The organism is Microbacterium sp. str. 'China' (assembly GCF_002993305.1).
GTDB lineage: Bacteria > Actinomycetota > Actinomycetes > Actinomycetales > Microbacteriaceae > Microbacterium > Microbacterium paraoxydans.
In genome coordinates this window covers 312,942-338,030 of record NZ_CP027434.1, presented here as the reverse complement: position 1 = coordinate 338,030, position 25,089 = coordinate 312,942, and the positions used below count along the sequence as shown (strand labels likewise).

The 25,089-nt window shown below is 70.4% G+C and carries 29 protein-coding genes; 17 read left to right on the top strand and 12 right to left on the bottom strand.

Annotation, left to right across the window (positions count from 1 at the left end; all coding sequences use genetic code 11):
• Positions 1-7: 7 nt before the first annotated feature.
• The 7 genes from C6C15_RS01620 (at position 8) to C6C15_RS01590 (ending at position 6,861) form a co-directional block, all read left to right on the top strand.
• Positions 8-1,045 carry an FUSC family protein gene (locus tag C6C15_RS01620; RefSeq protein ID WP_060923400.1) on the top strand — a complete coding sequence of 346 codons (1,038 nt, stop codon included), beginning with the start codon at positions 8-10 and terminating at the stop codon, positions 1,043-1,045.
• A gap of 106 nt (positions 1,046-1,151) precedes the next feature.
• Positions 1,152-1,811 (top strand): DNA alkylation repair protein, encoded by a 660-nt coding sequence (locus C6C15_RS01615; RefSeq protein ID WP_105949106.1) that lies wholly within the window; start codon positions 1,152-1,154, stop codon positions 1,809-1,811.
• 13 nt (positions 1,812-1,824) lie between these two features.
• Complete coding sequence (deoD, locus tag C6C15_RS01610; RefSeq protein ID WP_105949105.1) at positions 1,825-2,538, top strand: purine-nucleoside phosphorylase; 714 nt, start codon at positions 1,825-1,827, stop codon at positions 2,536-2,538.
• A 110-nt stretch (positions 2,539-2,648) separates the two neighbouring features.
• The gene (locus C6C15_RS01605) at positions 2,649-3,020 is read left to right on the top strand and encodes a hypothetical protein (protein WP_105949104.1); all 372 of its coding nucleotides are present in this window, start codon (positions 2,649-2,651) and stop codon (positions 3,018-3,020) included.
• 68 nt (positions 3,021-3,088) lie between these two features.
• Positions 3,089-3,652 (top strand): hypothetical protein, encoded by a 564-nt coding sequence (locus C6C15_RS01600; protein WP_105949103.1) that lies wholly within the window; start codon positions 3,089-3,091, stop codon positions 3,650-3,652.
• Positions 3,649-4,149: a hypothetical protein gene (locus C6C15_RS16975; RefSeq protein WP_060923396.1), complete on the top strand. Its 501-nt coding sequence runs from the start codon at positions 3,649-3,651 to the stop codon at positions 4,147-4,149. Before C6C15_RS01600 ends, C6C15_RS16975 begins: the two co-directional genes overlap by 4 nt.
• A 24-nt stretch (positions 4,150-4,173) precedes the next feature.
• Positions 4,174-6,861, top strand: coding sequence for a DUF3516 domain-containing protein (locus C6C15_RS01590; protein WP_105949102.1), 2,688 nt, complete (start codon positions 4,174-4,176; stop codon positions 6,859-6,861).
• 15 nt (positions 6,862-6,876) lie between these two features.
• Here the strand turns inward: C6C15_RS01590 and C6C15_RS01585 are convergent, their stop codons facing one another.
• From C6C15_RS01585 to C6C15_RS01570, 4 genes are read right to left on the bottom strand one after another with little or no spacing between them, the layout of a single operon-like run.
• Positions 6,877-7,266 carry a VOC family protein gene (locus tag C6C15_RS01585; protein WP_025104040.1) on the bottom strand — a complete coding sequence of 130 codons (390 nt, stop codon included), beginning with the start codon at positions 7,264-7,266 and terminating at the stop codon, positions 6,877-6,879.
• Positions 7,267-7,308: 42 nt separating this feature from the next.
• Entirely contained in the window at positions 7,309-8,259 is a 951-nt protein-coding gene (locus C6C15_RS01580; RefSeq protein WP_105949101.1) for a D-alanine--D-alanine ligase family protein, read from the bottom strand.
• Positions 8,256-9,377, bottom strand: a complete 1,122-nt coding sequence (gene alr, locus C6C15_RS01575; RefSeq protein WP_105949100.1) for an alanine racemase — start codon at positions 9,375-9,377, stop codon at positions 8,256-8,258. The genes C6C15_RS01580 and alr overlap by 4 nt, the downstream gene beginning before the upstream one ends.
• Positions 9,374-10,039: a M15 family metallopeptidase gene (locus C6C15_RS01570; RefSeq protein ID WP_105949099.1), complete on the bottom strand. Its 666-nt coding sequence runs from the start codon at positions 10,037-10,039 to the stop codon at positions 9,374-9,376. Before C6C15_RS01570 ends, alr begins: the two co-directional genes overlap by 4 nt.
• A gap of 87 nt (positions 10,040-10,126) precedes the next feature.
• Between C6C15_RS01570 and C6C15_RS01565 the strand changes: the two genes are divergently transcribed.
• Together C6C15_RS01565 and C6C15_RS01560 are read left to right on the top strand one after the other, a co-directional pair.
• A complete protein-coding gene (locus C6C15_RS01565) occupies positions 10,127-10,798 on the top strand; it encodes a response regulator transcription factor (protein ID WP_060923034.1) in 672 nt (223 codons plus the stop codon).
• Entirely contained in the window at positions 10,791-11,882 is a 1,092-nt protein-coding gene (locus C6C15_RS01560; RefSeq protein WP_199787680.1) for a sensor histidine kinase, read from the top strand. Before C6C15_RS01565 ends, C6C15_RS01560 begins: the two co-directional genes overlap by 8 nt.
• A 70-nt stretch (positions 11,883-11,952) precedes the next feature.
• Here the strand turns inward: C6C15_RS01560 and C6C15_RS01555 are convergent, their stop codons facing one another.
• Positions 11,953-13,470: an SDR family oxidoreductase gene (locus C6C15_RS01555; protein ID WP_025104046.1), complete on the bottom strand. Its 1,518-nt coding sequence runs from the start codon at positions 13,468-13,470 to the stop codon at positions 11,953-11,955.
• Positions 13,471-13,577: 107 nt separating this feature from the next.
• Between C6C15_RS01555 and C6C15_RS01550 the strand changes: the two genes are divergently transcribed.
• The 7 genes from C6C15_RS01550 (at position 13,578) to C6C15_RS01520 (ending at position 17,638) form a co-directional block, all read left to right on the top strand.
• On the top strand, positions 13,578-13,778 hold the full coding sequence (locus tag C6C15_RS01550; protein WP_060923032.1) for a hypothetical protein: 201 nt from the start codon (positions 13,578-13,580) through the stop codon (positions 13,776-13,778).
• Between the two features lie 94 nt (positions 13,779-13,872).
• The gene (locus C6C15_RS01545; protein WP_105949098.1) at positions 13,873-14,943 is read left to right on the top strand and encodes a M4 family metallopeptidase; all 1,071 of its coding nucleotides are present in this window, start codon (positions 13,873-13,875) and stop codon (positions 14,941-14,943) included.
• On the top strand, positions 14,918-15,229 hold the full coding sequence (locus C6C15_RS01540; RefSeq protein ID WP_060923030.1) for a protealysin inhibitor emfourin: 312 nt from the start codon (positions 14,918-14,920) through the stop codon (positions 15,227-15,229). Before C6C15_RS01545 ends, C6C15_RS01540 begins: the two co-directional genes overlap by 26 nt.
• Before the next feature lie 103 nt (positions 15,230-15,332).
• Positions 15,333-15,524, top strand: coding sequence for a hypothetical protein (locus tag C6C15_RS01535; RefSeq protein WP_105949097.1), 192 nt, complete (start codon positions 15,333-15,335; stop codon positions 15,522-15,524).
• 103 nt (positions 15,525-15,627) lie between these two features.
• Positions 15,628-16,386: a ribonuclease H family protein gene (locus C6C15_RS01530; protein ID WP_060923028.1), complete on the top strand. Its 759-nt coding sequence runs from the start codon at positions 15,628-15,630 to the stop codon at positions 16,384-16,386.
• A gap of 28 nt (positions 16,387-16,414) precedes the next feature.
• Positions 16,415-16,801 carry a DoxX family protein gene (locus C6C15_RS01525; RefSeq protein WP_060923027.1) on the top strand — a complete coding sequence of 129 codons (387 nt, stop codon included), beginning with the start codon at positions 16,415-16,417 and terminating at the stop codon, positions 16,799-16,801.
• Between the two features lie 138 nt (positions 16,802-16,939).
• Complete coding sequence (locus C6C15_RS01520) at positions 16,940-17,638, top strand: Pr6Pr family membrane protein (protein WP_231919563.1); 699 nt, start codon at positions 16,940-16,942, stop codon at positions 17,636-17,638.
• Here C6C15_RS01520 and C6C15_RS01515 read toward each other — a convergent pair.
• The 3 genes from C6C15_RS01515 to C6C15_RS01505 all read right to left on the bottom strand — a co-directional run bounded on the left by C6C15_RS01515 (position 17,629) and on the right by C6C15_RS01505 (position 20,463).
• The gene (locus tag C6C15_RS01515) at positions 17,629-18,981 is read right to left on the bottom strand and encodes a flavin monoamine oxidase family protein (protein ID WP_083370980.1); all 1,353 of its coding nucleotides are present in this window, start codon (positions 18,979-18,981) and stop codon (positions 17,629-17,631) included. The two genes, C6C15_RS01520 and C6C15_RS01515, sit on opposite strands and share 10 nt — an antisense overlap.
• A gap of 95 nt (positions 18,982-19,076) precedes the next feature.
• The gene (locus tag C6C15_RS01510; protein ID WP_105949096.1) at positions 19,077-20,054 is read right to left on the bottom strand and encodes an SRPBCC family protein; all 978 of its coding nucleotides are present in this window, start codon (positions 20,052-20,054) and stop codon (positions 19,077-19,079) included.
• Between the two features lies 1 nt (position 20,055).
• The gene (locus tag C6C15_RS01505; protein ID WP_062633225.1) at positions 20,056-20,463 is read right to left on the bottom strand and encodes an ArsR/SmtB family transcription factor; all 408 of its coding nucleotides are present in this window, start codon (positions 20,461-20,463) and stop codon (positions 20,056-20,058) included.
• 459 nt (positions 20,464-20,922) lie between these two features.
• Here C6C15_RS01505 and C6C15_RS01500 point away from each other — a divergent pair, with 459 nt between their 5' ends.
• Positions 20,923-21,234 carry a hypothetical protein gene (locus C6C15_RS01500; RefSeq protein WP_029153956.1) on the top strand — a complete coding sequence of 104 codons (312 nt, stop codon included), beginning with the start codon at positions 20,923-20,925 and terminating at the stop codon, positions 21,232-21,234.
• Between the two features lie 228 nt (positions 21,235-21,462).
• On the opposite strand, the gene C6C15_RS01495 is transcribed toward C6C15_RS01500, so the two are convergent.
• The 4 genes from C6C15_RS01495 to cmtR are packed head-to-tail and all read right to left on the bottom strand — an operon-like array spanning position 21,463 to position 24,882.
• Entirely contained in the window at positions 21,463-21,996 is a 534-nt protein-coding gene (locus C6C15_RS01495; protein ID WP_029264099.1) for a signal peptidase II, read from the bottom strand.
• Entirely contained in the window at positions 21,993-22,601 is a 609-nt protein-coding gene (locus C6C15_RS01490) for a cadmium resistance transporter (RefSeq protein WP_036275918.1), read from the bottom strand. Before C6C15_RS01490 ends, C6C15_RS01495 begins: the two co-directional genes overlap by 4 nt.
• Entirely contained in the window at positions 22,601-24,526 is a 1,926-nt protein-coding gene (locus C6C15_RS01485; protein WP_197491836.1) for a heavy metal translocating P-type ATPase, read from the bottom strand. The genes C6C15_RS01490 and C6C15_RS01485 overlap by 1 nt, the downstream gene beginning before the upstream one ends.
• Positions 24,523-24,882, bottom strand: a complete 360-nt coding sequence (gene cmtR, locus C6C15_RS01480; RefSeq protein WP_036275916.1) for a Cd(II)/Pb(II)-sensing metalloregulatory transcriptional regulator CmtR — start codon at positions 24,880-24,882, stop codon at positions 24,523-24,525. Before cmtR ends, C6C15_RS01485 begins: the two co-directional genes overlap by 4 nt.
• Between the last annotated feature and the right edge of the window lie 207 nt (positions 24,883-25,089).

Here is a 25,089-nt window from a genome sequence, read left to right as displayed (position 1 = left end):
GGAGGTCATGCGCATCCCCGCCGCGATCCGCGCCTCCCAGCGCTCCCCCCTGCTGCAGGTGGTGAAGTCGGCCGCGGCGACCATCGCCGCGTGGCTGATCGCGGGCTGGGTCTTCCCCGGGCAGCTGCCGGTGTTCGCCGCGATCGCCGCGCTCCTGGTCGTGCAGCCCAGCGTCAACCAGTCGCTGTCGAAGGCGCTCGAGCGCAGCATCGGCGTGATCGTCGGGGTCGTCATCGCGGTCGGTCTCGGCCTGCTCCTCGGCTCGCCGAGCTGGATCGTGCTGCTGGCGATCGTCGTCGCGATGCTCGTCGCGTGGATCTTCCGGGCATCCCCCGGCACCGGCAACCAGGTCGCGATCTCGGCGATGCTCGTGCTGGCGCTCGGGTCGTCGAGCCCGGAGTACGCGGTCGCCCGGATCGTGGAGACCCTGATCGGGGTGGTGATCGGCATCGTCGTGAACGCGCTGATCGTGCCCCCGGTGCTCGTCGAGCCGGCCCGACGGAACGTGGGCTTGCTCGGGCGGGAGCTCGCCGCGAGCCTCGACCGCCTGGCGGACGCCCTGCCCGCCCCGCAGACGCCGGCGCGGCTGCAGGAGCTCATGGTCGAGGTGCGGCTGCTGCGGCCCATGAAGGATGCCGCGGCCACCGCCATCGCCGCCGGGGAGGAGTCGCTCACGCTGAATCCGCGGCGTTCGACCCATCGCGCCGACCTGCAGGAGCTGAAGGCGCTGCTCGACCGGCTCTCGCCCATCGTCACGCAGACCATCGGCATGACCCGCGCCTACTTCGATCACTACGACGACCGGCTCGGGGAAGAGCCCGCGGTCGCCGCGATCGCCGAGCAGCTCCGCCGCGCCGGGCACGATGTGCGCCTCGCGGTGCAGACCACGGCTCCCTCCGCGGAGCCCGAGCCGCTGACCTCCGCCATCCCGGCCCTGACGGCTCCGCTCGTGATCCGTCCGCCGTCCTCACAGCACTGGATCCTCATCGGCTCCCTCATGGAAGACCTCCGTCGCATCCGCGGCGAACTCCTCGACGAGGACTGACATCCCGCCGACCCACCCCCTTCCGCGCCACCCGGCCCCGTAAGTGCGTCCGCAACGGGCCGGGACGCACCGAAAGGGGTGGGTCGACGGGGGTTACCCTGGCGGGATGACAGTGGAGGAGGCGCTGGCGGAGCTCGCGGCGCTGGAAGACCCCAAGCAGCGCGCGGCGAACGAGAAGCGCGGCGACGACCACGGCATCAACCTGAGCCGGATGCGCGCCCTCGCGAAGCGCATCAAGACCGATCAGGCCCTCGCGCGCGAACTGTGGGCGACGGGCGAGACGTCCGCCCGGCTCCTGGCCCTGCTCGTGTGCCGCCCGGCCGACTTCACCGCCGACGAGCTCGACACGATGCTGCGCGAGACCCGTCCGCCCAAGGTGAACGACTGGTTCGTGAACTACGTGCTCAAGAAGTCACCCCTCGCCGAGGAGCTGCGCCGGCGCTGGTTCGACGATGCCGATCCCACCGTCGCCGCGGCCGCGTGGTCGCTCACGACGGTCCGGGTGACGAAGGACGCCGACGGCCTCGACCTGCCGCACCTGCTCGACCTCATCGAGCGCGACCTGCAGCAGGCCCCGCCGCGCCTGCAGTGGGCGATGAACGAGACCCTCGCGAACATCGGCATCTTCCATCCGGACCTGCGTGCACGGGCGGTGGACATCGGCGAGCGGCTCCAGGTCCTGGCCGACTACCCCACGGCCCCTGGCTGCACCTCACCCTTCGCGCCCCTCTGGATCGGGGAGATCGTCCGCCGTCGCGAGGGCTGAGTACGCTGAGCGGATGAGCACCCACATCGCCGCGGAACCCGGTCAGATCGCCCCCATCGTGCTGTTCCCCGGCGACCCGCTGCGGGCGAGGTGGATCGCCGAGACCTTCCTCGACGACGCCGAGCTGTACTCCGAGACGCGAGGGATGCTGGGCTTCACCGGCACCTGGGAGGGGCATCGGGTCTCCGTCCAGGGCTCGGGCATGGGGCAGCCGTCGATGGCGATCTACGCGACGGAGCTGTTCACCGAGTACGACGTGCAGACGATCGTCCGCGTGAGATCCTGCGGCGCGCTGACCGAGAGGCTCGCGGTGCGCGACATCATCATCGCGAACGGCGCGAGCACCGACTCCGGCATCAACCGCGTGCGCTTCCACGGCCTCGACTACGCTCCGCTCGCCGACTTCGCCCTGCTGCGCGCGGCGGTGGAGGCGAGCGAGACGGAGCCCCTCTCATCCACGGTTCACGTGGGGCCGCTGTTCTCGAGCGATCAGTTCTACAGCACCCGTCCGGAGCTCACCGCCCCCTTCGTGCAGCACGGCATCCTCGGCGTCGAGATGGAGGCGGCGGGGCTCTACACGCTCGCCGCCTTCCACGGGCGCCGCGCCCTCGCGATCTGCACGGTCAGCGACCACATCGTCACGGGTGAGGAGACCACGGCCCAGGAGCGCGAGCAGACGTTCGGCGACATGGTCCGCATCGCCCTCCGCGCGGCGACCTCGGTCTGAGACTGGCCCGCTCGCCGAGTAACGTTATACACTTCACAGGTCGCGCGGCGCTGGGGACGACCGCACAGGGCGGTCGCTGCTGCGCGCGACGGAGACGACTGGGGAGAACCATGGCCACGCAAGATCAGCTCAATGCGCTGCTGGCGGACATCGAACGCGACATCAACGGATTCATCGGGGCGTCGATCGTCGACCTCGAATCGGGGCTGCCGCTCGCCTCGAGCTCCGTCCGACCGGATTTCGACCTCGAGGTCGCGAGCGCGTTCAAAAGCGAGATCGTGAAGAACAAGAAGCGCACGATCGACGCCCTCGGCATCGAGGGCGAGCTCGAGGACATGCTGCTGACGCTGAACACGCAGCTGCACCTGCTCAAGATGCTCGACGACGACCTGTTCATCTACCTGGCCGCCGATCGCCAGGCCACGAACCTCGCCCTGCTGCGCTCCTCGGTGAACCGCCGGGTCGCCGCCCTCGGCGCGTGATCCATGGGGCCGTGCGGAGCGGCCTCGGGAGAGGGCGACAGCGGAAGAGCGGTCCCGTGGAGCGGACGATGAGGCGCCCGCGTCGGCGACGGACCGACCTGCCTCAGCGGTACCGGGTGATCTTCGCCGGACCGGTGGGCGCGGGCAAGACGACCGCGGTCCGCGCCCTGAGCGACGTCCCGCCGGTGGACACCGACGTGCCGATGTCGCTCGCGAGTGGTGACGGCAAGACCACGACGACCGTCGGGCTCGACTACGGGACGTGGCGGCCGACGCCGGAGGTCTCCATCGCGCTCATCGGCATCCCGGGACAGCAGCGGTTCGCCTCGGCGCGACAGCGCGTCTCGATCCCTGGCACCCGGGTGCTGCTCTGGCTGCGCGGCGACCGCGACACCCTCGTCGCCGACGCCGAGGAGTGGCTCGGCGTGTTCGCGGGCGAGGAGCATCGCGTCGCGATCGCCGTCAGCCACACCGCCGCACGAGCGATCGGCGACATCCGCCGCGCCCTCGCCCCCGTGCTCGCTCGACACGGCATCCCCGTCTCCCGCGTCCTCGCGGCCGACGCGCGCGACCGCGACAGCGTGATGCGCGTCGCCGGTGCCGCTCTCGATCTTCCGGAGGAGAAGCCATGACCGGACCCGCCGGGCGGCAGGACGCCGCCGCGACGCCCGATCCGTCCCGCATGCACCCCGACGTCGCCGGCAACTGGGCGCTGTGGTCGCGGATCGTCGGCCCGTCGGCCCAGACCCGTCTGCAGCAGTTGGAGGAGCGCTTCCCGGAGCTGACGACCGCGGTCCTCGGCACTGCGGACGGCCTCCACATCGCCTCCCTCGGCGTCGACCCCGACGGCGGCGAGCAGCTCGCGGCGATGAACGGCTCGCTGTTCGGGGTCGCGCGGGCCGAGGCCGAGATCATCGCGGGAGGGACGGAGCCGACGCTGTCGGCCATCGTGTCGCTGTCCATCGGCGAGAACCAGATGGCGCTGCTCAGCTTCATCCTCGCACCCTACGGCCAGCTCCTGCTGTCGGTGTCGGCGTCGTCGTCGCAGCTCGGGACCGTGATCGTGCACGCGCGCTCCACGGCGTACGAGCTGCTCACCGCGCTCGGGGTCACGGGATCGGCGACATGACGCAGATGGGATGATCGAAGCACCATGAATCCCACGCCGCGGCTCGAACCCTCGCTCGTTCCCGACGCGGCGGACGCCGATGCGGTGTACCTGACCTTCGTGGAGTGGGCGGAGTCGACCGGCATCCGCCTCTACCCCGCGCAGGACGAGGCGCTCATCGAGATCGTCTCGGGTGCGAACGTCATCCTGTCCACGCCGACGGGCACCGGGAAGTCGCTCGTCGCGGTCGGCGCCCACTTCGCGGCGATGGTCGGCGGACGCCGCAGCTACTACACGGCACCGATCAAGGCCCTCGTGAGCGAGAAGTTCTTCGCGCTGGCGGAGGTGTTCGGCGCCGAGAACGTGGGGATGGTCACGGGAGACTCCGCCGTGAACGCGGACGCCCCCATCATCTGCTGCACCGCGGAGATCCTCGCGAACCTGGCCCTGCGCCAGGGCGACGCCGCCGATGTGGGCCTCGTGGTCATGGACGAGTTCCACTTCTACGGCGACCCCGACCGCGGCTGGGCCTGGCAGGTGCCGCTCCTCGAGCTCCCGCAGGCGCAGTTCGTGCTGATGTCGGCCACCCTCGGCGACGTCACCACCCTCGCCGCCGACCTGACGCGCCGCACCGGACGGGAGACCGCCTCGGTCACGGGGGTCGAGCGCCCGGTCCCCCTGCACTTCTTCTACGAGACGACGCCCATCCACGAGACCATCGACGACCTGCTCAACACGGGGCAGGCACCGATCTACATCGTGCACTTCTCGCAGGCGGCGGCCATGGAGCGGGCGCAGGCCCTGTCGAGCACGAAGGTCGCCACGCGTGAGCAGCGCGACGAGATCGCCGCCCTCATCGGCGGCTTCCGCTTCACGACGGCGTTCGGCAAGACGCTCTCGCGCTTCCTCCGGGCCGGCATCGGCGTGCACCACGCCGGCATGCTGCCGAAGTATCGCCGACTCGTGGAGCAGCTCGCCCAGCGCGGTCTCCTCCGGGTCATCTGCGGCACCGACACCCTGGGCGTGGGCATCAACGTCCCCATCCGGACCGTGCTCCTCACCGCGCTGACGAAGTTCGACGGCACGCGGATGCGCCAGCTCAACGCGCGGGAGTTCCACCAGATCGCGGGCCGGGCCGGACGCGCGGGCTATGACACCGCTGGTACCGTCGTCGCTCAGGCCCCGGAGCACGAGACCGAGAACCTCGCCGCGATCCGCAAGGCCGGCGACGACCCGAAGAAGAAGCGGAAGATCATCCGCAAGAAGGCCCCCGACGGCTTCGTGTCGTGGGGCGAGCCGTCGTTCCGGAAGCTCATCGACGCGACGCCGGAGACCCTGACCTCGCACATGCAGGTCACCAGCGCGATGCTGCTCAACGTGATCGCCCGGGGCGGGGATGTGTTCGCCAACGTCCGCCGGCTCGTCTTCGACAACCACGAGCCGCGCGCCCGTCAGCGCGCGCTCGCGCTCCGCGCCCTCGCGATCTTCCGCACGCTCCGGGAATCGGGCGTCGTGGAGACGTTCGACACGGGCGTGCCCGGAGCACCGAAGGGCGTCCGGCTCACCGTCGACCTGCAACCCAACTTCGCGCTCAACCAGCCGCTCTCCCCGTTCGCCCTCGCGGCGTTCGATCTGCTGGACCCTTCGACAGGCTCAGGGACCCAGACTTCGACAGGCTCAGGGACCCAGCCTTCGACAGGCTCAGGGACCCAGACTTCGACAGGCTCAGGGACCCAGACTTCGACAGGCTCAGGGACCCAGACTTCGACAGGCTCAGGGACCCAGGCGGGCTCGGGGGACCAGGGGGTGGGGACGGGGTCGTACGCGCTGGACATGATCTCGATCGTGGAGGCGACGCTCGACGATCCGCGCGCCGTGCTCAGCCAGCAGGAGTTCCTCGCGCGGGGCGAGGCGGTCGCTGCGATGAAGCGCGAGGGCATCGAGTACGACGAGCGCATGGAGCTCCTCGAGGCGATCACCTACCCGAAGCCCCTGGAGGAGCTTCTCGACGCGGCCTTCGAGACCTTCAGCGCGGCGCAGCCGTGGATCCGGGACTTCGCGCTGCACCCGAAGTCCGTCGTCCGCGACATGTACGAGCGGGCCATGTCGTTCGGCGAGTACGTCGCGTTCTACAAGATCGCCCGCTCCGAGGGCGTCGTGCTGCGGTACCTGTCGGACGCGTATCGCGCCGCCTCCCAGACGATCCCCGAGGAGCGGAAGGACGAGGACCTCCACGACCTCATCGCCTGGCTCGGCGAGCTCGTGCGCCAGATCGACTCCAGCCTGCTCGACGAATGGAGCGAGCTGACCGCCGGGACCGCCGCCCGCGGCGAGACCGATGAGCCGATCGTCCCGCCCGCACCGAAGCGCCTCACGAGCAACACCCGCGCCTTCCGCACGCTCGTCCGCAACGAGCTCTTCCGGCGGGTGCAGCTCGCCGCCCGGGAGGACGTGGACGCCCTGGCCGAGCTCGACCCGACGTTCGGCGCCGCCGCCTGGTCCGACGCGCTGGACGCGTACTTCGCCGAGCACGACGACATCGGCACCGGACCGGACGCCCGCAGCTCCCGCATGCTGCTGCTCACCGAGGGTCCGACCGCGTGGACGGCACGGCAGATCATCGACGACCCGGCCGGCGACCACGACTGGGGCATCAGCGCCACCGTCGACCTCGCCGCGTCCGACGAGGCGGGCGAGGCGGTCGTCACGGTGACGGCGGTCGACCGGCTGTGAGCGAGGCGGGCCCCGTCAAGCCTGCATGACGGCGAGCACGTTGCCCGCCGGGTCGCGGAACCACGCGATGTCGGGGCCCTGCCCGTTCCCCCTGACGATGCCGCGGGAGTCCGACGGGAACTCGTCGTCGCCGTAGATCTTGGTCTGCACCCCGCGCTCGTTGAGCTCCTCGACGGCGGCATCGACGTCCGCCACCGGGAAGTTCAGGATCGTGAAGCTCGCCGGGGTGTGGTTCGGCTTCGCGTAGACGAGGACCGACCCGCCGCGGGGGAGGCGCAGATCGAGGAACCCCATCGCGTTGACCTCGACGTCGAGCCCGAGGGTCGTGCCGTAGAACTCTCTCGCCGCGTCGATGTCGTCGACGCTGAAACCGCTGAACGCGTTCTCCGCTGTGAAGGCTGCCATGCCCCCAGCATCCGCCTCTCCCTCACAGATGTCGACCCCTTCTCACACGGCCGCTCGGACGAGCCGGTCCACGAGGTCGACGTAGTCCACTCCGGCCGCCGCGAACATCCGCGGCACCTGGGAGGCGGCGGTCAGACCGGGCATCGTGTTGACCTCGTTGAGCACCGGACCTTCGTCCGTGAGGAAGAAGTCCATGCGGGCGACCCCGTCGCACCCCAGCGCGTCGAACATCGCGATCGCGGCGCGTTTGAGCGCTGTCGTGGCGGCCGCATCGAGCTGCGCGGGAACCGTGAAGCGGGCCGTGCCGTCGTACTTCGTCGCGGTGTCGAAGAGCCCGGGCGCGTGGATCTCCAGGGGCGGGGCGGCCCACCGCACCCCGCCCTTCTCCCGCAGCACGGCGACGTCGATCTCCCGCGCGTGCACGACCTCCTCGACCAGGATCCGCCGGTCGAAACGCGCCGCCCCCCGCAGCGCCGTGAGCAGGTCGCCCTCCTCCGTCACCAGGCTCACGCCGTGGCTCGAGCCGGCCGTGACCGGCTTGACCACGACGGCGCCCTCGAACTCCACGTCGCCGATGTCCTCCGCGGCGACCAGCCGCCCTCGGGCGGTGCGCAGCCCGACGGCCTGGGCCACGAGCTTCGTGGCCCATTTGTCCATGCCGATCGCCCCCGCCCCCAGCGCGGAGCCGACGGCCGGCACCCCGGCGAGCGCACACAACGCCGCGAGGGCGCCGTCCTCCCCGAGCGCACCGTGCACCGCAGGGAACACGACGTCGCTCGCCGCGAGCAGCGGCAGGGCCTGCTGCAACGACGCCGCCGGACTCACGCCGGGCGGGATGCCGTCGGCCCGCCACACGCCGTCGCGGTCGATCGTCACGGTCGTGACGGTGTGTCCCCCCAACCGCAGCGCCGCGGCGACCGCTGCCGCCGAGGCGAGCGACACCTCGTGCTCGGGATTCTGTCCCCCTCCGATGACCAGGACCTTCATCGTCATGCCACGCTCCTCTTCACCCGCGGGCCGATGCCCGTGACGATGGTGTGCGGGATGGTGCCCGCCCACCGCGCCCACTCCTGCACCGACGGCACCGCGCCGCCGTCCGGCCCGAACACCGTCGCGACTGCTCCCCGGGGGAACGCCCTCCCCCCGGTGTCGACGACGATCTGATCCATCGACACCCGGCCGACGATCGGATGCCGTTCCCCTCCGATCTCCACCCCCGCGCCCGACGCGATCTCCCGCGGGACGCCGTCGGCGTATCCGACGCCCACCACGCTCAGGTGCGTGGCCGCCGCCGTCGTGTGCGTCCCGCCGTAGCCCACCACCGTGCCGGCAGGCACGGCGGCGCTGTGCACCACGGGCGCGGTGAAACGCGAGGCCCCGACCAGAGAGACCGTCTCGGACGGGTCGATCCCCACGAGGGCGGCCCCCACCCGCACCATGTCGAAGTGCGTCGCCGGATCGGTCAGGGCGCCCGAGGTCGCCGCGAGATGCACGAGCAGCGGTCCGAAGCCGGCGCGCAGGACCGCGTCCCTCCCCTGGCGCATCCGCAGCACCGCGGCCGCATTCGCCCGCGGATCCGCGCTGTCGGCGTGCGGGAGGTGTCCCATCACCCCGACGACCTCGATCCGGCCACGGGCCGCCCGCGCCGTGCGCAGCAGCGCATCCCAGTCCTCCACGGGACACCCTCCGCGCGCCATCCCGGTGTCGAGATGCAGATGCACCCGCACGGAAGCTGTGGCATCGGCCGCGAGCTGACGAAGCTCCTCGACGGAGCCCACAGCCACGTCGACCCCGGCGGCGGCCGCGAGCGGCGCGTCGATGCCCGCGGGGTGCAGCCAGGCGAGGATGGGCACGCGCAGTCCGGCCTCGCGCAGCACGACCCCCTCGGCGACGTCGGTGACCCCGAGCCACTCGGCCCCCGCGGCCACGGCGGCGGTCGCCACGGCCACTATTCCATGGCCGTACGCGTCGGCCTTGACCACGGCCATGACGGGTACCGCGGCGGCCTCCCGCACACGGCGGAGGTTCTCGGTCACGGCGTCCGGGAGGGTGGACAGTGTCGGTGCGTGGAGGCGGGACAGGGTCATCCCCTCCGCGAGCACGGCCGTCATCGCTGCATCCTCGGGTCTTCGGTGGGGTCGGCGTACTGTGCGGGGCAGCCGTCCTCGACGGCCTCCGGTCGCAGCTCGTAGTGCCAGGATTCGTTGCCGTAGGTCTGGCAGAGGCCGTAGCGCCATCCGCGCTGTGTGAGCCAGTCGAGAGTGGGCAGGGGACCGAGGTCGACGGCGTCGCCGGAGACGTGCGCCGAGGTCTCCGCGGTCGCCACCCAGCGGCGCGCCTCCTCTTGCGAGCCGTAGTCGTCGATCGCGTCGCGAAGCAGCTGCTCCTGCAGGGCCGCCGAACGCCATCCGCTGTTCACGAGGAACGTCACCCCGTCGGCCTCCGCATCGGAGGCGGCGCGCTGGAGGGCGTCGAGCAGGGCGGGGTCGAGATTGCCGACGGCGACCCTGTCGACGTCGAACACCGTGGGCTGATCGCCGTCGCGGATCACGCCGTCGGCCTCGCTCGGGGCGAGCACCGATCCGGTCGGCGGGTGCGGATAGGAGGAAGGGGCGGGGCCGGCGACGTGCGGGGCGGTCTCGGCGAACGCGGCCGACAGCGACTGCTGCACGGCGACGGCGCCGACCACGGCGAGCGCCAGCACGGACGCCGTGGTGGCGATCCGCCGACGGCGCCGGGCACGGACGGCTCGGGGGGTGCGGAGGTCGTTCATGCTTCCAGTGAAGAGAGCACGCGGTTGCCACGGCGTATGGCCTTTTCCATACACCGGCGATATGCCGCACTGCGTAGGATCACTGCCATGCGTGTGCTGATCGTCGAGGACGAGCCCTACCTCGCCGAGGCGGTCCGCGACGGGCTGCGACTGGAGGCGATCGCGGCTGACATCGCCGGCGACGGCGACACCGCGCTCGAACTCCTGGGCATCAACGCGTACGACATCGCGATCCTCGACCGCGACGTGCCAGGCCCGTCCGGCGACGACATCGCGCGGTGGATCGTCGCCTCGGGCAGCGGCATCCCCATCCTCATGCTCACGGCCGCCGACCGCCTCGACGACAAGGCCTCCGGGTTCGAGCTCGGCGCCGACGACTACCTCACCAAGCCGTTCGAGCTGCGGGAGCTGGTGCTGCGGCTGCGTGCCCTCGACCGCCGCCGACAGCGCGCGCGGCCACCGGTGCTGGAGATCGCCGGGCTGCGCCTCGACCCGTTCCGCCGCGAGGTCTACCGCGACGGCCGGTACGTCGCCCTCACCCGCAAGCAGTTCGCCGTGCTGGAGGTGCTCGTCGACGCCGAGGGCGGGGTGGTCAGCGCCGAGGAGCTGCTGGAGCGGGCGTGGGACGAGAACGCCGACCCATTCACGAACGCCGTCCGCATCACCGTCTCCTCGCTGCGCAAGCGCCTCGGCGAGCCGTGGCTGATCCTCACGGTGCCCGGCGTCGGCTACCGGATCGGAGCCGACGCGGATGCGTAGGCGACGGGGGCTGAGCGTCCGCCTCAAGCTGACGCTGAGCTACGCGGGCATCGTCGTCGTGTCCGGCCTCCTGCTGCTCGGGGCCGTGGCGCTCTACCTCCTGCGGTACGTCCCGGATGTGCAGATCCCCGTCGTCGAGTTCTTCGTCCCCAACCGCTCGGATCTGATCCGGGCGTTCGTGCCGGTCGCGGCGATGGTGATGGTCGCGCTGCTCGCGATCGGCCTCGGCGGCGGGTGGCTGCTCGCCGGGCGGATGCTGGCGCCGCTCGACCGCATCGGCGACGCCGCACGGCTCGCGGCGCAGGGCTCCCTGTCGCACCGGATCCGCATGGAGGGTCCGAGCGACGAGTTCCGCGACCTCGCCGACGTCTTCGACACGATGCTCGAGCAGCTCGAGGCACACGTCGCCGAGCAGCAGCGCTTCGCCGCGAACGCCTCGCACGAGCTGCGGACGCCCTTGGCCATCTCGCAGACGCTCCTCGACGTGGCCCGCACCGATCCCGACCGCGACGTCGACGCCCTGATCGACCGGCTCCACGAGGTCAACACGCGCGCGATCGACCTCACCGAGGCGCTGCTGCTGCTGAGCAGGGCGGATCAGCGCACCTTCCCACGGACGCTCGTCGACCTGTCGCTCCTGGCCGAGGAGTCCGTCGAGGCTCTCCTCCCGCTCGCCGACCGCCGCGGGGTCGAGGTCGAGGTGTCCGGCGTGCCGGCGACCGTGCTGGGCTCCTCCGCCCTGCTGCCGCAGCTCGTCATGAACCTCGTCGCCAACGCGATCGTCCACAACCGCAGCGACGGCGGCGGCTCCGTCGCGGTGCGCACGCATTCCCTTCCGCACGCGGTGGCCCTCGTCGTGGAGAACACCGGTGCGGAGCTGCACGCCTCCCAGGTCGCGACGCTCGTCGAGCCCTTCCAGCGCGGCACCGAGCGCACGCGCGGGCCGGAGCACGCCGGGGTGGGTCTCGGCCTCGCGATCGTGCAGCGCATCACGCAGACCCACGGCGGCACCCTCGTGCTCACACCCCGCACCGGCGGAGGCCTCATCGTGACGGTCTGGTTCCCTCACCCCTACCCCGGCTGACGGCTTTCGAATCGCCCGATTGGCCCTTTTTCGGCTCCGGATGGAACCATTCAGGCGATTCGAACGGGCGTCACCAGGGGCTGGGCTCGTAGTCCTTGAGGAAGACGCCGTGGATGTCCTCGCCGGCCTCGCCGCGCACGATGGGGTCGTACACCCGGGCGGCGCCGTCGACCAGGTCGAGCGGGGCATGGAAGCCCTCCTCCGCGAGGCGCACCTTCGTGTAGTGCGGGCGCTCGTCGGTGATCCAGCCGGTGTCGACGGCGGTCATGAGGATGCCGTCCTTCTCCAACATCTCCCCCGCGCTCGTGCGGGTCAGCATGTTGAGCGCGGCCTTCGCCATGTTCGTGTGCGGGTGCCCAGGCCCCTTGTAGCGGCGGGAGAACTGCCCCTCCATGGCGGAGACGTTCACGACGTACTTCCGGCGCGACGACGACGCGGCCATCGACGCCCGCAGCCTGCTGATGAGCAGGAACGGCGCGGTCGTGTTGGCGAGCTGCACCTCGAGCATCTCCAGCGGGTCGACCTGATCCACCGACTGCACCCAGCTGTTGACGCGGTTCACGTCCGGCACGAGGCCGCCCGCATCGATCGCCGTGCCATCCGCGTGCTTCTCGAGCGAGGAGGAGCCGGGGGCCATCGCGAGCCTCGCGAGGTCTTCGGCCGTAAGGGCCTGTCCCCCCTGCTCCGCGACCGTGCCGCCGAGCGCCGCGACCGACAGCAGCGGATGCGCGTCGACCGAGGCCTGCAGCGCCTGCGGGTGCGGGTCGACGGTGTGCCCGAAGGTCTCCATCTCCGGCAGCGGGCCGTCCGGCAGCGGCTGGAGCTCCGCGTCGGCGAGCAGCGAGTACGCCCCCGGTGAGCGGCGGACCGTCTGGGCGGCGTTGTTGATGAGGATGTCGAGCGGGCCCTGCGCGGCGACGGAGTCGGCGAGCCCGATCACCTGGGCGGGGTCGCGGAGGTCGATGCCGACCACGCGCAGCCGGTGCAGCCAGTCGCCCGCATCCGGCAGGGCCGAGAACCGGCGCACGGCGTCACGCGGGAACCGGGTGGTGATCGTGGTGTGCGCGCCGTCGCGGAGGAGGCGCAGCGCGATGTGCATGCCGATCTTCGCGCGGCCGCCCGTGAGCAGGGCGCGCTTGCCGGTGAGGTCGGTGCGGGCGGTGCGCTTGCCGTGGCTGAAGCGGGCGCAGTCCGGGCAGAGCTGGTGGTAGAACGCGTCGACGAGCGTGTACGGCTGCTTGCAGATGTAGCAGTTGCGCGGCTTGAGGAGCTCGCCGGCGATGGGGGCGTCGATCACACGGGACGCGAGGTCGTGCCCGCGCGTCTCGTCGTCGATGCGGTCGGGGGCGCCGGTGGCGGTGCGGGCGACGACGGCCTTGTCCGCCTCGGCGATCGCATCCCGGATCTCCTTGCGCCGCACGCGCTTGACCGCCTTGAACATGGCCGCGGTCGCGTGGCGCACGGCCACGAAGTCGGGGTGCTCGTTGTCGATCGTGTGCAGCTCGGCGAGGACGCGCAGCGTCGTGGCGAGGTCGTCGGGGTCGATGCCGGGGCCCAGGTCGGGGGTGGCGTCGGGCGCGTCGGTCATTAGGCCGATTTTACGCGACCGTCCTGGGGGTCTCCTGCTGTGTGGGGTGCCGGGCGCCTCGCGGCTACGCTGTGTCCGGACGGAGGGATGCGATGAGGAGGGCCGGCATGCTGAGGATCATCGGTTTCGTGTGCCTCGCTCTCGCCGTCGTCGGGACGGTCGCATCCTTCTCGGTCGTCCGGGCGGGTGGCGCCGACGGCGCCGTGTACCTCGGTGTGAACGTCCTGCTGGCGTTGCTGGGAATCGTGCTGCTCGTCATCGGGGCACGACGCCGACCGGGCGCCTCCCGCGGCGAATCCGCCGACTAGTACGCGCTCGGCCACCACCGACATCGCTCCCGCCCTCATCGCAGAACGGCGGCGGGTCTCCTGCTGTGTCCGCGCCCCGGCGTAGGGTCGACGCATGAGCAGCGCAGAATCCTTCCCGCATCCCGGCGTCGTCCCCTCCTACCTGCTCGCCCGGCTGGCGGAGTCGGGTCGGTTCCCGAAGGCCGCCGCCGCCGCCCGACAGACGCTCACCGCGGGGCGCCCGCCGTTCCGCGCCCGCATCGACCTCTCCATCGACGAGAACGGCGACCTCGTCGCGCAGCTCTCCGATGCGCCGAACCGCACGATCAGCGACGCCGGCAACACACAGCAGCTTCCGGGGGCCGTGGTCCGCACGGAAGACGATGAGCCCGTCGCCGACACCGCGGTCAACGAGGCGTTCGACGGCCTGGGCGCGACGTTCGAGATGCTGCTCTCCGCGTTCGGCCGCAACTCGCTCGACGACGCCGGCGCTCCTCTCGACGCGACCGTCCACTACGGCGTCGACTACGACAACGCCTTCTGGGACGGCGAGCGCATGGTGTTCGGCGACGGCGACGGCGAGGTGTTCCAGCACTTCACGGGCTCGCTCACCGTGATCGGACATGAGCTCGCCCACGGTGTCGTGCAGCACACGGCGAACCTGGAGTACCAGGGCCAGCCGGGCGCACTCAACGAGTCCGTGGCCGACGTGTTCGGCGCCCTCACCGAGCAATACTCCCTGGGTCAGTCCGCCGACCAGGCGAGCTGGCTCATCGGGGCGGAGATCTTCACGGATGCGGTGGAGGGCTCAGCTCTCCGCTCAATGATCGCGCCGGGCACGGCCTATGACGACGATGAACTCGGGAAAGACCCGCAGCCCGACCACATGAGCGGATTCGTGCGCACCACCGAGGACAACGGGGGCGTGCACATCAACTCCGGCATCCCGAACCGCGCCTTCGCCCTCTTCGCCCTCGACCTCGGCGGCAACGCCTGGGAGCGCGCCGGAACAGTCTGGTACCGGGCACTCACCGGCGGGCTGTCGAGCACCGCGAACTTCACCGAGTTCGCCGACGCCACGGTCGCCGCGGCAGCCACGGTCGATCAGGAGACGGTCGCCGCCGCTCGACGCGCGTGGACGACCGTGGGAGTCTATGAGGATGACCGAGGATCCGACTCCGCCTGACGCCCCCGTCGTCATCGCCGTCGTGCGCTCGGGAGGTCTCGCCGGCATCCGTCGCCAGTGGCGTGTGGAGGCCGAGCCGCCGGACGCCGAGGAATGGATCGGCCTCATCGACAGCTGCCCCTGGGACGACGACGTCGACACGGAGCCCGGGGCGGACCGCTTCGTGTGGAGCATCCGCGCCCGCACCCCGTCCGAGCGCCGGGAGCGCGAGCTGCCCGACTCCGCCGTGGACGGTCCGTGGCGCACCCTCGTCGATGCCGTGCGGGAGGCCGCTCGCGACGCGTGAGCCGCGGTCGGAGATTCGCGCTCCCGTCGCAGGATGCCGCCGGATCCCTGCGACCTCGGTGCGAAACCGCGACCTCGCGCCGCCCGGGGGCGACAATGGAGACATGGGACTCTTCCAGCAGCGACCGGAGGAAGAAGAGAAGCAGTGGGGACTCCCCTCTGAACCTCTCGAGACCTCGGCCGCAGACACGCTCGACGCCGCGCCGACGGTCGACCCGCTGACCCTCGGCCTCGACACCCCGTCCTCGGTGAGCTCCATCGTGTTCCCCGTCGCCCCACCCGCCCCCGAGGACTGACACCCGCGCGGCGTCGCTGTTTCGCACTCCCGTCGCAGGTTCCGCGGGAATCCGTGCGACCGCGGCGCGAAAGTGCGTCCGCGGCCAGCGATACGGTGGACGGATGACCATCACCGCCGCCGCAGACGGCTCCGCCCTGGGCAACCCCGGCCCGAACGGCTGGGCCTGGTACATCGACGACGCGAACTGGGCGGCCGGCGGCTCCCCGCACGGCACGAACAACCAGGGCGAGCTCCGCGCCGTCCTCGAACTGCTCCGGGCGACGGCCGGCACCGACGAGAAGCTGCTGATCGAGTGTGACAGCCGCTACGTGATCGACTCCGTGACGAAGTGGATGCCCGGCTGGAAGCGCCGCGGGTGGCGGAAGTCCGACGGCGGGCCCGTGCTGAACCGCGACCTCCTCGAGGGGATCGACGAGGCGCTGCGCGGTCGCGACGTCGAGTTCTCCTGGGTCAAGGGCCACGCCGGGCACCCGCTGAACGAAGCCGCCGACGAGCGCGCGAACGCCGCCGCCAAGGCCTACCAGCAGAAGCAGGAGCCGCGTCGAGGCCCCGGGTTCACCCGCGCGACCGATGCCGGAGCCGCCGTCGCCGCCTCCGCCCCGGTCGCCGCTGCCGCCGCCGAAGCCCCGGCATCCTCCTCGACTGCAGCCCCATCCCGCACCTCGACACCCGTCGCCGAGGCGGAGTTCGCCGCGCCGCTGTGGGCCGAGACCTCCGACCTCCTCGACGGACTCGACCTCGCGCAGGACGACCCCATCGTGCTCCAGCTCCCGCTGTCGCCCGACGAGCACGCCCGCCTCCGGGACCGCGCCGACGCGCAGGGCATCACCCTCGAAGAAGCACTCCGCCGCCTGATCTGACGGAGACCGCGAGGCGTACACTCGCAGCATGTCGACTCCCCGCACCATCGGCCGGATCTTCCTCGGCGTCTCGCTCGTGTTCGCCGGCGTCTCCCACCTCACGTTCGCCCGCGAGGAGTTCCAGGCGCAGGTGCCGGAATCGTTGCCGCTCGATCCCGACACCACGGTGCTCGCGTCCGGCGTCGCGGAGGTCGCGCTCGGCTCCGCTCTCCTCTTCGCCCGACGCCGCCGTCGCACGGTCGGCACCGTCGCCGCGCTCTTCTTCGCGGCGGTCTTCCCGGGCAACGTGGCGCAGTGGATGCATCACCGGGACGGCTTCGGACTCGACACCGATATGAAGCGCTTCGTGCGTCTGTTCTTCCAGCCGGCGCTCATCGCGCTGGCCCTGTGGTCGACGCGCGCCCCGCGCCGCTGACTCCCTCCGCCACAGCAGGCCTTCGCGCGAGAACAGGCCCCCACGCCCACCCGCGCCTGAACCCGCGCGACGGCCTGATGCGGCGTCCCCCGGATCGGCTCCGTAGACTCGGCGGATGGCGGAAAGGACGAGGCGACGGTGAACAAGCGCACCGTCTTCGGCCTGCTCCGGCTCACCGCCGCCGCCGTCTGCCTCGTCGCGCTGATCCACCGCCTCGCGTGGGGACTCGCGTCGAACACCATCGCGAGCCAGAACTTCTTCGCGTACCTGACGAACCAGTCGAACATCGCCTTCGTCGTCCTCCTCACCGTGGCCGGAGTCCTCGCGCTGCGCAGAGCCCGCGATCCGCGGTGGCTCACGGTGGCGCTCGCCCTCGTGCTCACCTGGACCATCACGGCGGGACTCGTGTTCGCGATCCTCGTCTGGCAGGCCGGCGTCCGGGGGATCCGCATCGACGTCCCGTGGTCGGATCAGGTGCTGCACTTCTGGCTGCCCGCGGTGACCGTCGCGGCCTGGGCCCTGGCCCCGGGGCATCGGGCGGTGCCGTGGCGCGTGATCCCGGTGACCCTCGCCTATCCGGTGCTGTGGGGCGTCGCGACGCTCATCCGCGGGCCACTGATCGGCTGGTACCCGTACTACTTCCTCGACCCGCGGCAGGTGAGCGGCCCCGTCGAGTTCACCGTCTCCTGCGCGATCGCGCTGGCCGTCTTCGCCGCCGTGGCGACCGCGCTCGTGCTCATCAGCCGCCTGCCGGACCCGTGGGACCGCGCTCCTGCCGAGCCCCCTCCCGAGGACCGCGCCCCGGTCGAGGCCGCACGCGAGACGGTTCAGGCGTAGAGCGCCAGCGATGCGAGCGCCGCCTCGACGGCCTCGGCCTCCCCGAGCTCCGCGAAGTCCCGCGCCGCCGCACCGCCCACGATCCCGACGAGCACGTTCTCGCCGGTCGAGGGGCGGAGGTTGATCCACGTGGGGATCGCGATGTCGTCGCCCACCGCGTGCCAGATCGCCTCGTCACCGTCCCAGAACGGCTCGTCCCATCGCAGCCACACCGTCTCGATGGCGCCCATGCCGAGCGCGGACACGGCGCCGCGGTTGTCGAACGGCAGCGGCGGGTCGAACTCGAGGGCCTGCTCCTGCAGCACCCCGAGCGGCACCGTCAGCAGCACCCGGTCGAAGGAGAGGGCCTCCCCGGTGCCGAGGCGCACACTCACCCCGGTGTCGTCCCACGCGAGACGGGTGACCGGCGAGCTGAGGCCCACCTTCACCCCGTCCAGGGCACTCTCGATGAACGGGGTCAGGTCGTCGCCGACCCCCTGCAGCGCCGCGTCGGGGAGCGGCGGGGCGAACCAGCTCGACAGGTCGGCGGCGTCCGCGCCCGTCCGTGCGGCGAGGAGCGCCAGGAGCGCAGCGGTCGCGGGATCCTCCGGGTCGATGCCGGCTGCCGCGAGGGCGTCCGCCACCGAGGAGTCCTGCGGGGCGGACTGCGCCGTGGTCACCGCGGCCTCCACCGGCTGCGGGTCCACGGGGTCGACATCGCCCTCGGCCGAGCGCCACCGCGCCCCGTCGAGGTCGACGAGGTCCATGTCCCCCTCGTCGATCGTCTCGAGAAGCTCCGCGTCGGCGTCGCCGAACAGCCACGCGCCGAGCTGCACCGGAACCGGCCAGTCGTCCTCCGCGCGGGAGAGGATCCGGCCGCCGACGCGGTCGCGCGCTTCGAAGACCGTCACCTGCAGGCCGTCCTCCGCGAGCTGCGCGGCCGCGGTCGCCCCGGCGATCCCGGCGCCGATCACGGCCACCCGCTCGCCGTCCTCGGCGGCGACGATGAGCTCCCGCGCGGCACGGCGGCCCGAGCGGAGGGCTCCCCGGACGGTACCCGGCGCCTCGTCGTCGGTCGCCTCACCGGCGAAGAAGAGCCGGTCGTCGACAGGCTGCGCGAGCGCCGCACGGGTCGCGGCGAGCACCCCCACGGGAGTGAAGCTCGCGGCGCCCCGGGCGAAGGGGTCGGTGGTCCAGGTGCTGCGGACGCTCCCGCTCGGGGCGGGGACGCCGGGCGGCGGCTCCGGTTCGCGCGTGCGGGTGGGGGTCGGCGTCGGTTCCGGCTCCGGAGTGCAGGAGGCGAGAAGCACCGAGACGGCACCGGCTCCGGCGCCGAGGAGCAGGGTACGGCGCGTGATCCTCATCGTGCCGCCACTTTATCCCGCTTTCGCACAGGCAGAAGCGCCGGAGCAGGCGGCTCTCGATGAGAACCGCCTGTTCCGGCGCGAGCGCCTGCGTGTCAGACGGACAGCAGCTCCCGCTCCAGTCGCGCGAACGAGGCCTCCATGCCGTCGGCCATGCCGGTGGCGAGGATCATGTCCCGCGTCTCCTTGTCCGGGTACTCGATGAGCACCGTGACGAGGGTCGCGCCGTCCTCCTCGTAGAGGTTGAGATCGTTGAGCGTCTCGGTCGGCATGCCCTGCATCCGCTCGGTGGTGACGGCACGCTTCGGGGCGTCGATCAGCAGCGCCTCCCCCTCGAATCCGAACGGCTCACCCTCCGTGTCGCCCACGGGCGCCCAGGAGTTCCGGTACGACTGGCCGACCTCGGCCGCCGACACGCACTCGGTCATCTCCCACCCGTCCGGGCCGAGCATCCACTGGCGGATGAGGTCGGGCTCGAAGTGGGCGCGCCACACCAGCTCGCGCGGACCCTCGACGAGCCGGGTGATGCGCACGTGCGTGTCGTCCAGCAGCTCCACCCGGGTGCCCTTGCCCTGCGCGTAGTCGCGGAGGTCCTGCAACACGGCGTCGAGCTGGGCCATGGCCATCCGGGTGCCCTCAACGGCGCCCATCGCGACGACCTGCTCGAGCGCCTCGGCAGACGTGAAGTGGCTCGTGTTGACCATGCGTGTGCCCTCGGCCGTCGGCTCGAACGTGAAGGTCATGCGCATGGAGGGGAGGTTCGCATCCGGCGTGCCCTCCTCGTCGGCGAACGAGTCGAGCACCGTGAAGCTGCGCGGCGCGTCGATTTCCAGGAACTCCCACGTGCCGGAGGCCTTCTCCCCGCGGGGACCGTTCATCGTGTAGACGGCTCGCCCGCCGACGGTGTGGTCCCACCGGGTGAAGGTGGCCGGCCAGCCGGGAGGACCCCAGAACCGCTCGAGCTGCTGCGGGTCGGTGTAGGCGGCCCAGACGCGCTCGACGGGCGCGGCGAGGTCGGCGACGACGGTCATGGTGAGGTTCTCGGCATCCGTGATGATGTCCGTGACAGGCATGTCAGTCTCCTTGCGATTCGGTGCGTTGACTGCTGGTGGGGTCGGTGGAGGCCGGTCTCTTTCCCGCGGGCGGGGAGGGCTCGGCCAGGAGATCGTCGAGCCGGGCGATGCGCGACCGCCACAGCTCTTCGTATCGGGCGAGGAGCGCCCTGGCGCGGGCGATCATCTCGGGGTTCGCGCGGACGAGCCGCTCGCGTCCCTCGGCGCGCTTGACGATGAGGTTCGCCGCCTCGAGCACGGCCACGTGCTTCTGGACCGCGGCGAACGACATCTCGTACTCGGAGGCGAGGGTCGAGACGGACTGCTCCCGCTCGATCGTCCGGCGCAGGATGTCCCGCCGGGTCGACGTCGCCAGTGCGTGGAACACACGGTCGACCTCCGCTTCGCTCAACTCCGTTTGTGCAACCATTTGGTTGTACGTTAGACCCGCGTCGCGGGCGTGTCAAGAGTTTTTCTGTGACTTGCGGCTTTAGATCGGACTAGATGCTTTACATCGGACTACCCGAGGCTGAGCCGGACTGAGTCCGATCTAAAGCAGAGTGCTGGGGGCCGCCTCCCTTCGGAGTGGCAATGAAGCCAGCTGCGGTCGCGAGGAAAGTCAGATCGTCAGGCCGACTCATGCAGGACGACGGTCAAAACGCGCGCACATCCAGACCCCGAATACGGATGGTTGGCGGTCGGCAGAACCTGCGCCGAAACCCATACACCACCCGTTTCGGCGCCCTAACGTTTCGGCAGGGGGTTACGGCGGGGCGACGCTCGGCGTGTCGCACTTCCCCAGCACCACCACGGGTGCCCGGCCGCAAACGATCGTTTTCGGTGGTAGCCCGGGCACGACATCAACAGCGAAGTCGAGGATGATTGAGTCGTGGAGATTGAGCTGCTTTATATCGCCGGTTGCCCCAGCTGGGTTGAGGCTGGCCGTCGTGTTTCTGAGGCGCTACGAGAAACAGGCCACGACGAATCGGAGGTTCACTACCGACTCATCCGGACGGAGGAGGACGCGGGCGCAGTCTCGTTCGCGGGCTCCCCCACGATCACCCTGGATGGCAACGATCTCTTTCCGGGGTCGGGGCGAAGCAATGACCTCGCCTGCCGTATTTACAGCACCCCTGCTGGGCTGGCCGGGATGCCAACGGTTGAACAGATTCGAGAGGCGCTCTCCGCTCATGGCGACTGACGAGGACGTTGCGTGCACGTGCTGCGGGCGACATCTGCCACGCAAGAAGCTGCACGCACTCGGAGACGATCGCGCTTTCATCTGTCGACGATGCGGCTGGTGGGTGGCTCTGCGCCTACATCGCGACCGCCCGCCTGCCTAAGCGTGAACTCACTCAACGGCTGCCCACGGCGATCGCGCCGATGTAGAGGGCGAGTTGATGGGTGTCCCACCACCGCACAACGGATCTCACTCGGTGCTCTCATCCCCGGCGCGGATCATGAAAACTGCTCCGGTGATCGCTGCGGCGAAGATTACGATGTCGGCGATGTTGCCGATGAACCAGTTTCCGTAGGCGAGGAAGTCCACGACGTGACCACGGGCGAATCCGGGGTCCCGGAAAAGGCGGTCGCCTGCGTGTGAGGCGGAAGCGCCGCCGAGCGCGCCGATGACGATCGCCCATCTCACGCGTTGCACTCGGAACGCGAACACGATCGCTGTGACCGTGGCGGCGACAGCGAGCAGCGCGAACACCCAGGTGAAGCCTTCCCCGAAGGAGAATGCCGCTCCGGGGTTATAGGCGAGCTGCAAACCCAGCAGGTCACCGATCAGCGGGATGCGCTCACGGTCGGTGAGGGTCGCTTCGGCCCACACCTTGGTTCCCTGATCGATCAGCACGACGACCACGGCGATCAAGAGCGCTCCACCAGTGAGCTGCCGCCGCCGGGTCGACGACAGCTTGCGCGCAGCGGGCGGATGAGCCTCTGACTGGGAGGAGGTCATGCGAGCACCTCGATCAGACGGACGATGACCCCAGATTCGATCAGGATGAACAGGCCCAGGCCGATGAACACGGCCGGTACGAGCCAGTGCTCGACGCGCTCCAGCCCCTCGGTAACAGCCTTGTTGGTGCCGATCAGCCGGCCGGCCGCGCACCAGACCGCGACGAGGATCAGGAATACGACGATCATGATCGCGACGTCGCTGGGGGCGCTGGTGCGGAAGATCGGCGTGTAGAGGGAGATGTTGTCGGCCCCGTTGGCGATCGTGATCCCTGCGACGCCCCATAGTCCGACCGCGGTGATCTTGGAGTCGTCATCATCGTCATCGCTGTTACGGCGCAGGCCGCGAATGAGCGTCCAGATGCCGATGCCGAGCGGGATCAGACCCAGGAAACCGACCCATTCGTCCGGAACGATGGTGAGACCGAGAGCGGCGATCACGCTGATCACGACGAGGGTGATGAACCCGAGATACTGGCCCGCGACGATCTGCCACGGCCGGGGCTTCCCTCGACTGGAAGCCAGGAACAGCACGGTGAGCACGACAATGTCGTCGATGTTGGTTGCCGCGAACAGGCCGATCGCTGAACCGATAGTTGCGAGCATCAGCTTTCCAGTCGTGGCGTGCGGGTGCGTGCGGCGCGCAGACCGTTGAGGATCACGATGACCTCCGCGACCTCGTGGACCAGGACGACGGCCGCGAGCCCCAGGACGCCGAAGAGCGCGAGCGGGAGCAGTGCAGTGATGATCAGCAGCGACAGGATGATGTTCTGGTTGATGATCCGTCGACCGCGGCGGGCGTGATCGAACGCTCGCGGGATGAGGCGCAGATCATGGCCGGTGAAGGCCACGTCGGCGGATTCGATTGCCGCGTCGGAGCCGGTGGCGCCCATCGCGATACCGATGTCTGCGCCAGCGAGGGCCGGTGCGTCGTTGATTCCGTCGCCGATCATCGCGACCGGCCCCGCCTTTGACAGCTCGCCGATCGCGGTTGCCTTATCCTCGGGACGCAGTTCCGCGCGCACGTTGCTGATCCCGGCCTGCGCGGCCAGTGCACGAGCGGTGCGGGCGTTGTCTCCGGTGAGCATCGTCACGCCGACGCCTTGGTTGGTGAGCGTCCGGACTACCTCGGGGACTTCAGGGCGCAGTTCGTCGCGGACGCCGATCGCGGCGACGGGGGTTCCATCGCGGTGGACGATCACGACGGTCATGCCCTGCTCCTCCAACTCCGCGACCTGCTTCCCGAGGTCGCCCGCGTCCAGCCAGCGAGGACTGCCGACGGTGATTCTCGATCCGCCGACAGTGCCGTCGATGCCGTGCCCGGCCTGCTCGGTCACATCTGCAGCTGCCGGTGTGCCCGGGGCCGCTGCGGTGATCGCAGAGGCAAGGGGATGCGTGCTGTGCTGCTCCAGTGCGGCCGCCCAGGCCAGCGCCTGTGTCTCGGTCACGCCGTTCGCGGTGAGGACGGCGGTGACTGCCGGTTCGTTGCGGGTGAGTGTGCCGGTCTTGTCGACCGCGACGTGGCGGACCGTGCCGAAGCGCTCGAAGACGGCGCCGGACTTGATGATCACGCCGAACTTGCTTGCTGCGCCGATCGCGGCGACGACCGTCAGCGGCACCGAGATCGCCAGCGCACACGGAGAAGCGGCGACCAGCACGACAAGCGCGCGGGTGATCCACACCTCTGGATCGCCCAGCAGCGACCCGATGATCGCGACGAGCGCTGCGAGGATCAGAACGCCGGGTACGAGCGGGCGGGCGATCCTGTCCGCGAGACGTGCACGCTCGCCCTTCTCGGTCTGCGCCTTCTCGACCAGCTCCACGATCGTGGTGAGCGAGTTGTCGGTGCCCGCAGCGGTCGTTTCGACCTCCAGCGCGCCGGCGCTGTTGATCGCACCGGCCGACACCGCATCGCCGGGCTCGACCTCGACGGGGATCGACTCCCCGGTGATCGCCGAGGTGTCCAGGCTGGAGCGGCCAGAACGGACGATCCCGTCGGTTGCGATCCGCTCGCCGGGACGGACCACCATGACCTGGCCGACCGTCAGCTCTCTCGCGGGCACCTGCGCAGAGACGCCGTTCTGCAGCACGGTCGCTGTCTCCGGCACGAGCTTCAGCAGCGCCCTCAGCCCGCCCCGGGCACGGTCCATCGCCTTGTCCTCGAGCGCCTCAGCAATCGAGTACAAGAACGCCAGAGCCGCAGCCTCCTCCACGTAGCCGAGGATGACCGCGCCGATCGCGCTGATCGTCATCAGCAGCCCGATACCGAGCTTGCCCTTGAACAGTTTCCGGATCGCGCCGGGCGTGAACGTCGACGCACCGAGGAGCAGACCGGCCCAGAACAACACCAGCGCCGGGATCTCGAGGCCGGACCATTCAAGGATCAGACCGGCCAGGAATGCGACACCGGAGAAGACCGGCACCATAATCCCACGGTCCCTCCACCAGGGCCGCACAACCTCTTCGGTCTCATCCTCCGCCGCAGTGGCAGGCTGGGCAGGCTCGTGCTCGCAGCCACACGCCGCGCTCACGCGTCCGCCCCCGTCCCACAGCAGCCAGCCACCGTGCACGCAGAGTCCACGCACGGCGCGTGCTCATCGACCGCCAGCGTCACGTCCACGAGCGCGACGAGCGCAGCCGTAAGATGCGGGTCGGCGATCTCGTAACGAGTCTGGCGACCCTCCGGCTCGGCAACGACAATCCCGCAGTCACGCAGGCAGGTGAGATGGTTCGACACGTTCGAACGCGTCAGCTCCAGCTCACGAGAGAGCACAGCCGGGTAGCTCGGTCCACCGAGCAGAGACATTAGGATTCGGGAACGCGTGGGATCGGCCATGGCCCGGCCGAGCCGGTTCATGACATCGAGGCGTGAGGAAATAGTCAGCACACACTGAACTATACAGTGATTGATGACCTATTGGAACGGCTTCACCCCAGGCGACATCTCTGGGGCCTGGGTGTAAGTACATCCGGCTCACACCCCACCGAATACGCCTACCGAAACCCGCTTACGGCGCACGTTTCTGGCATTCGATCTGGTGTGCCTTCACTCACCGCGCCGCAAACGATCGTTTTCGGCAGCTCTCGCGTAAGG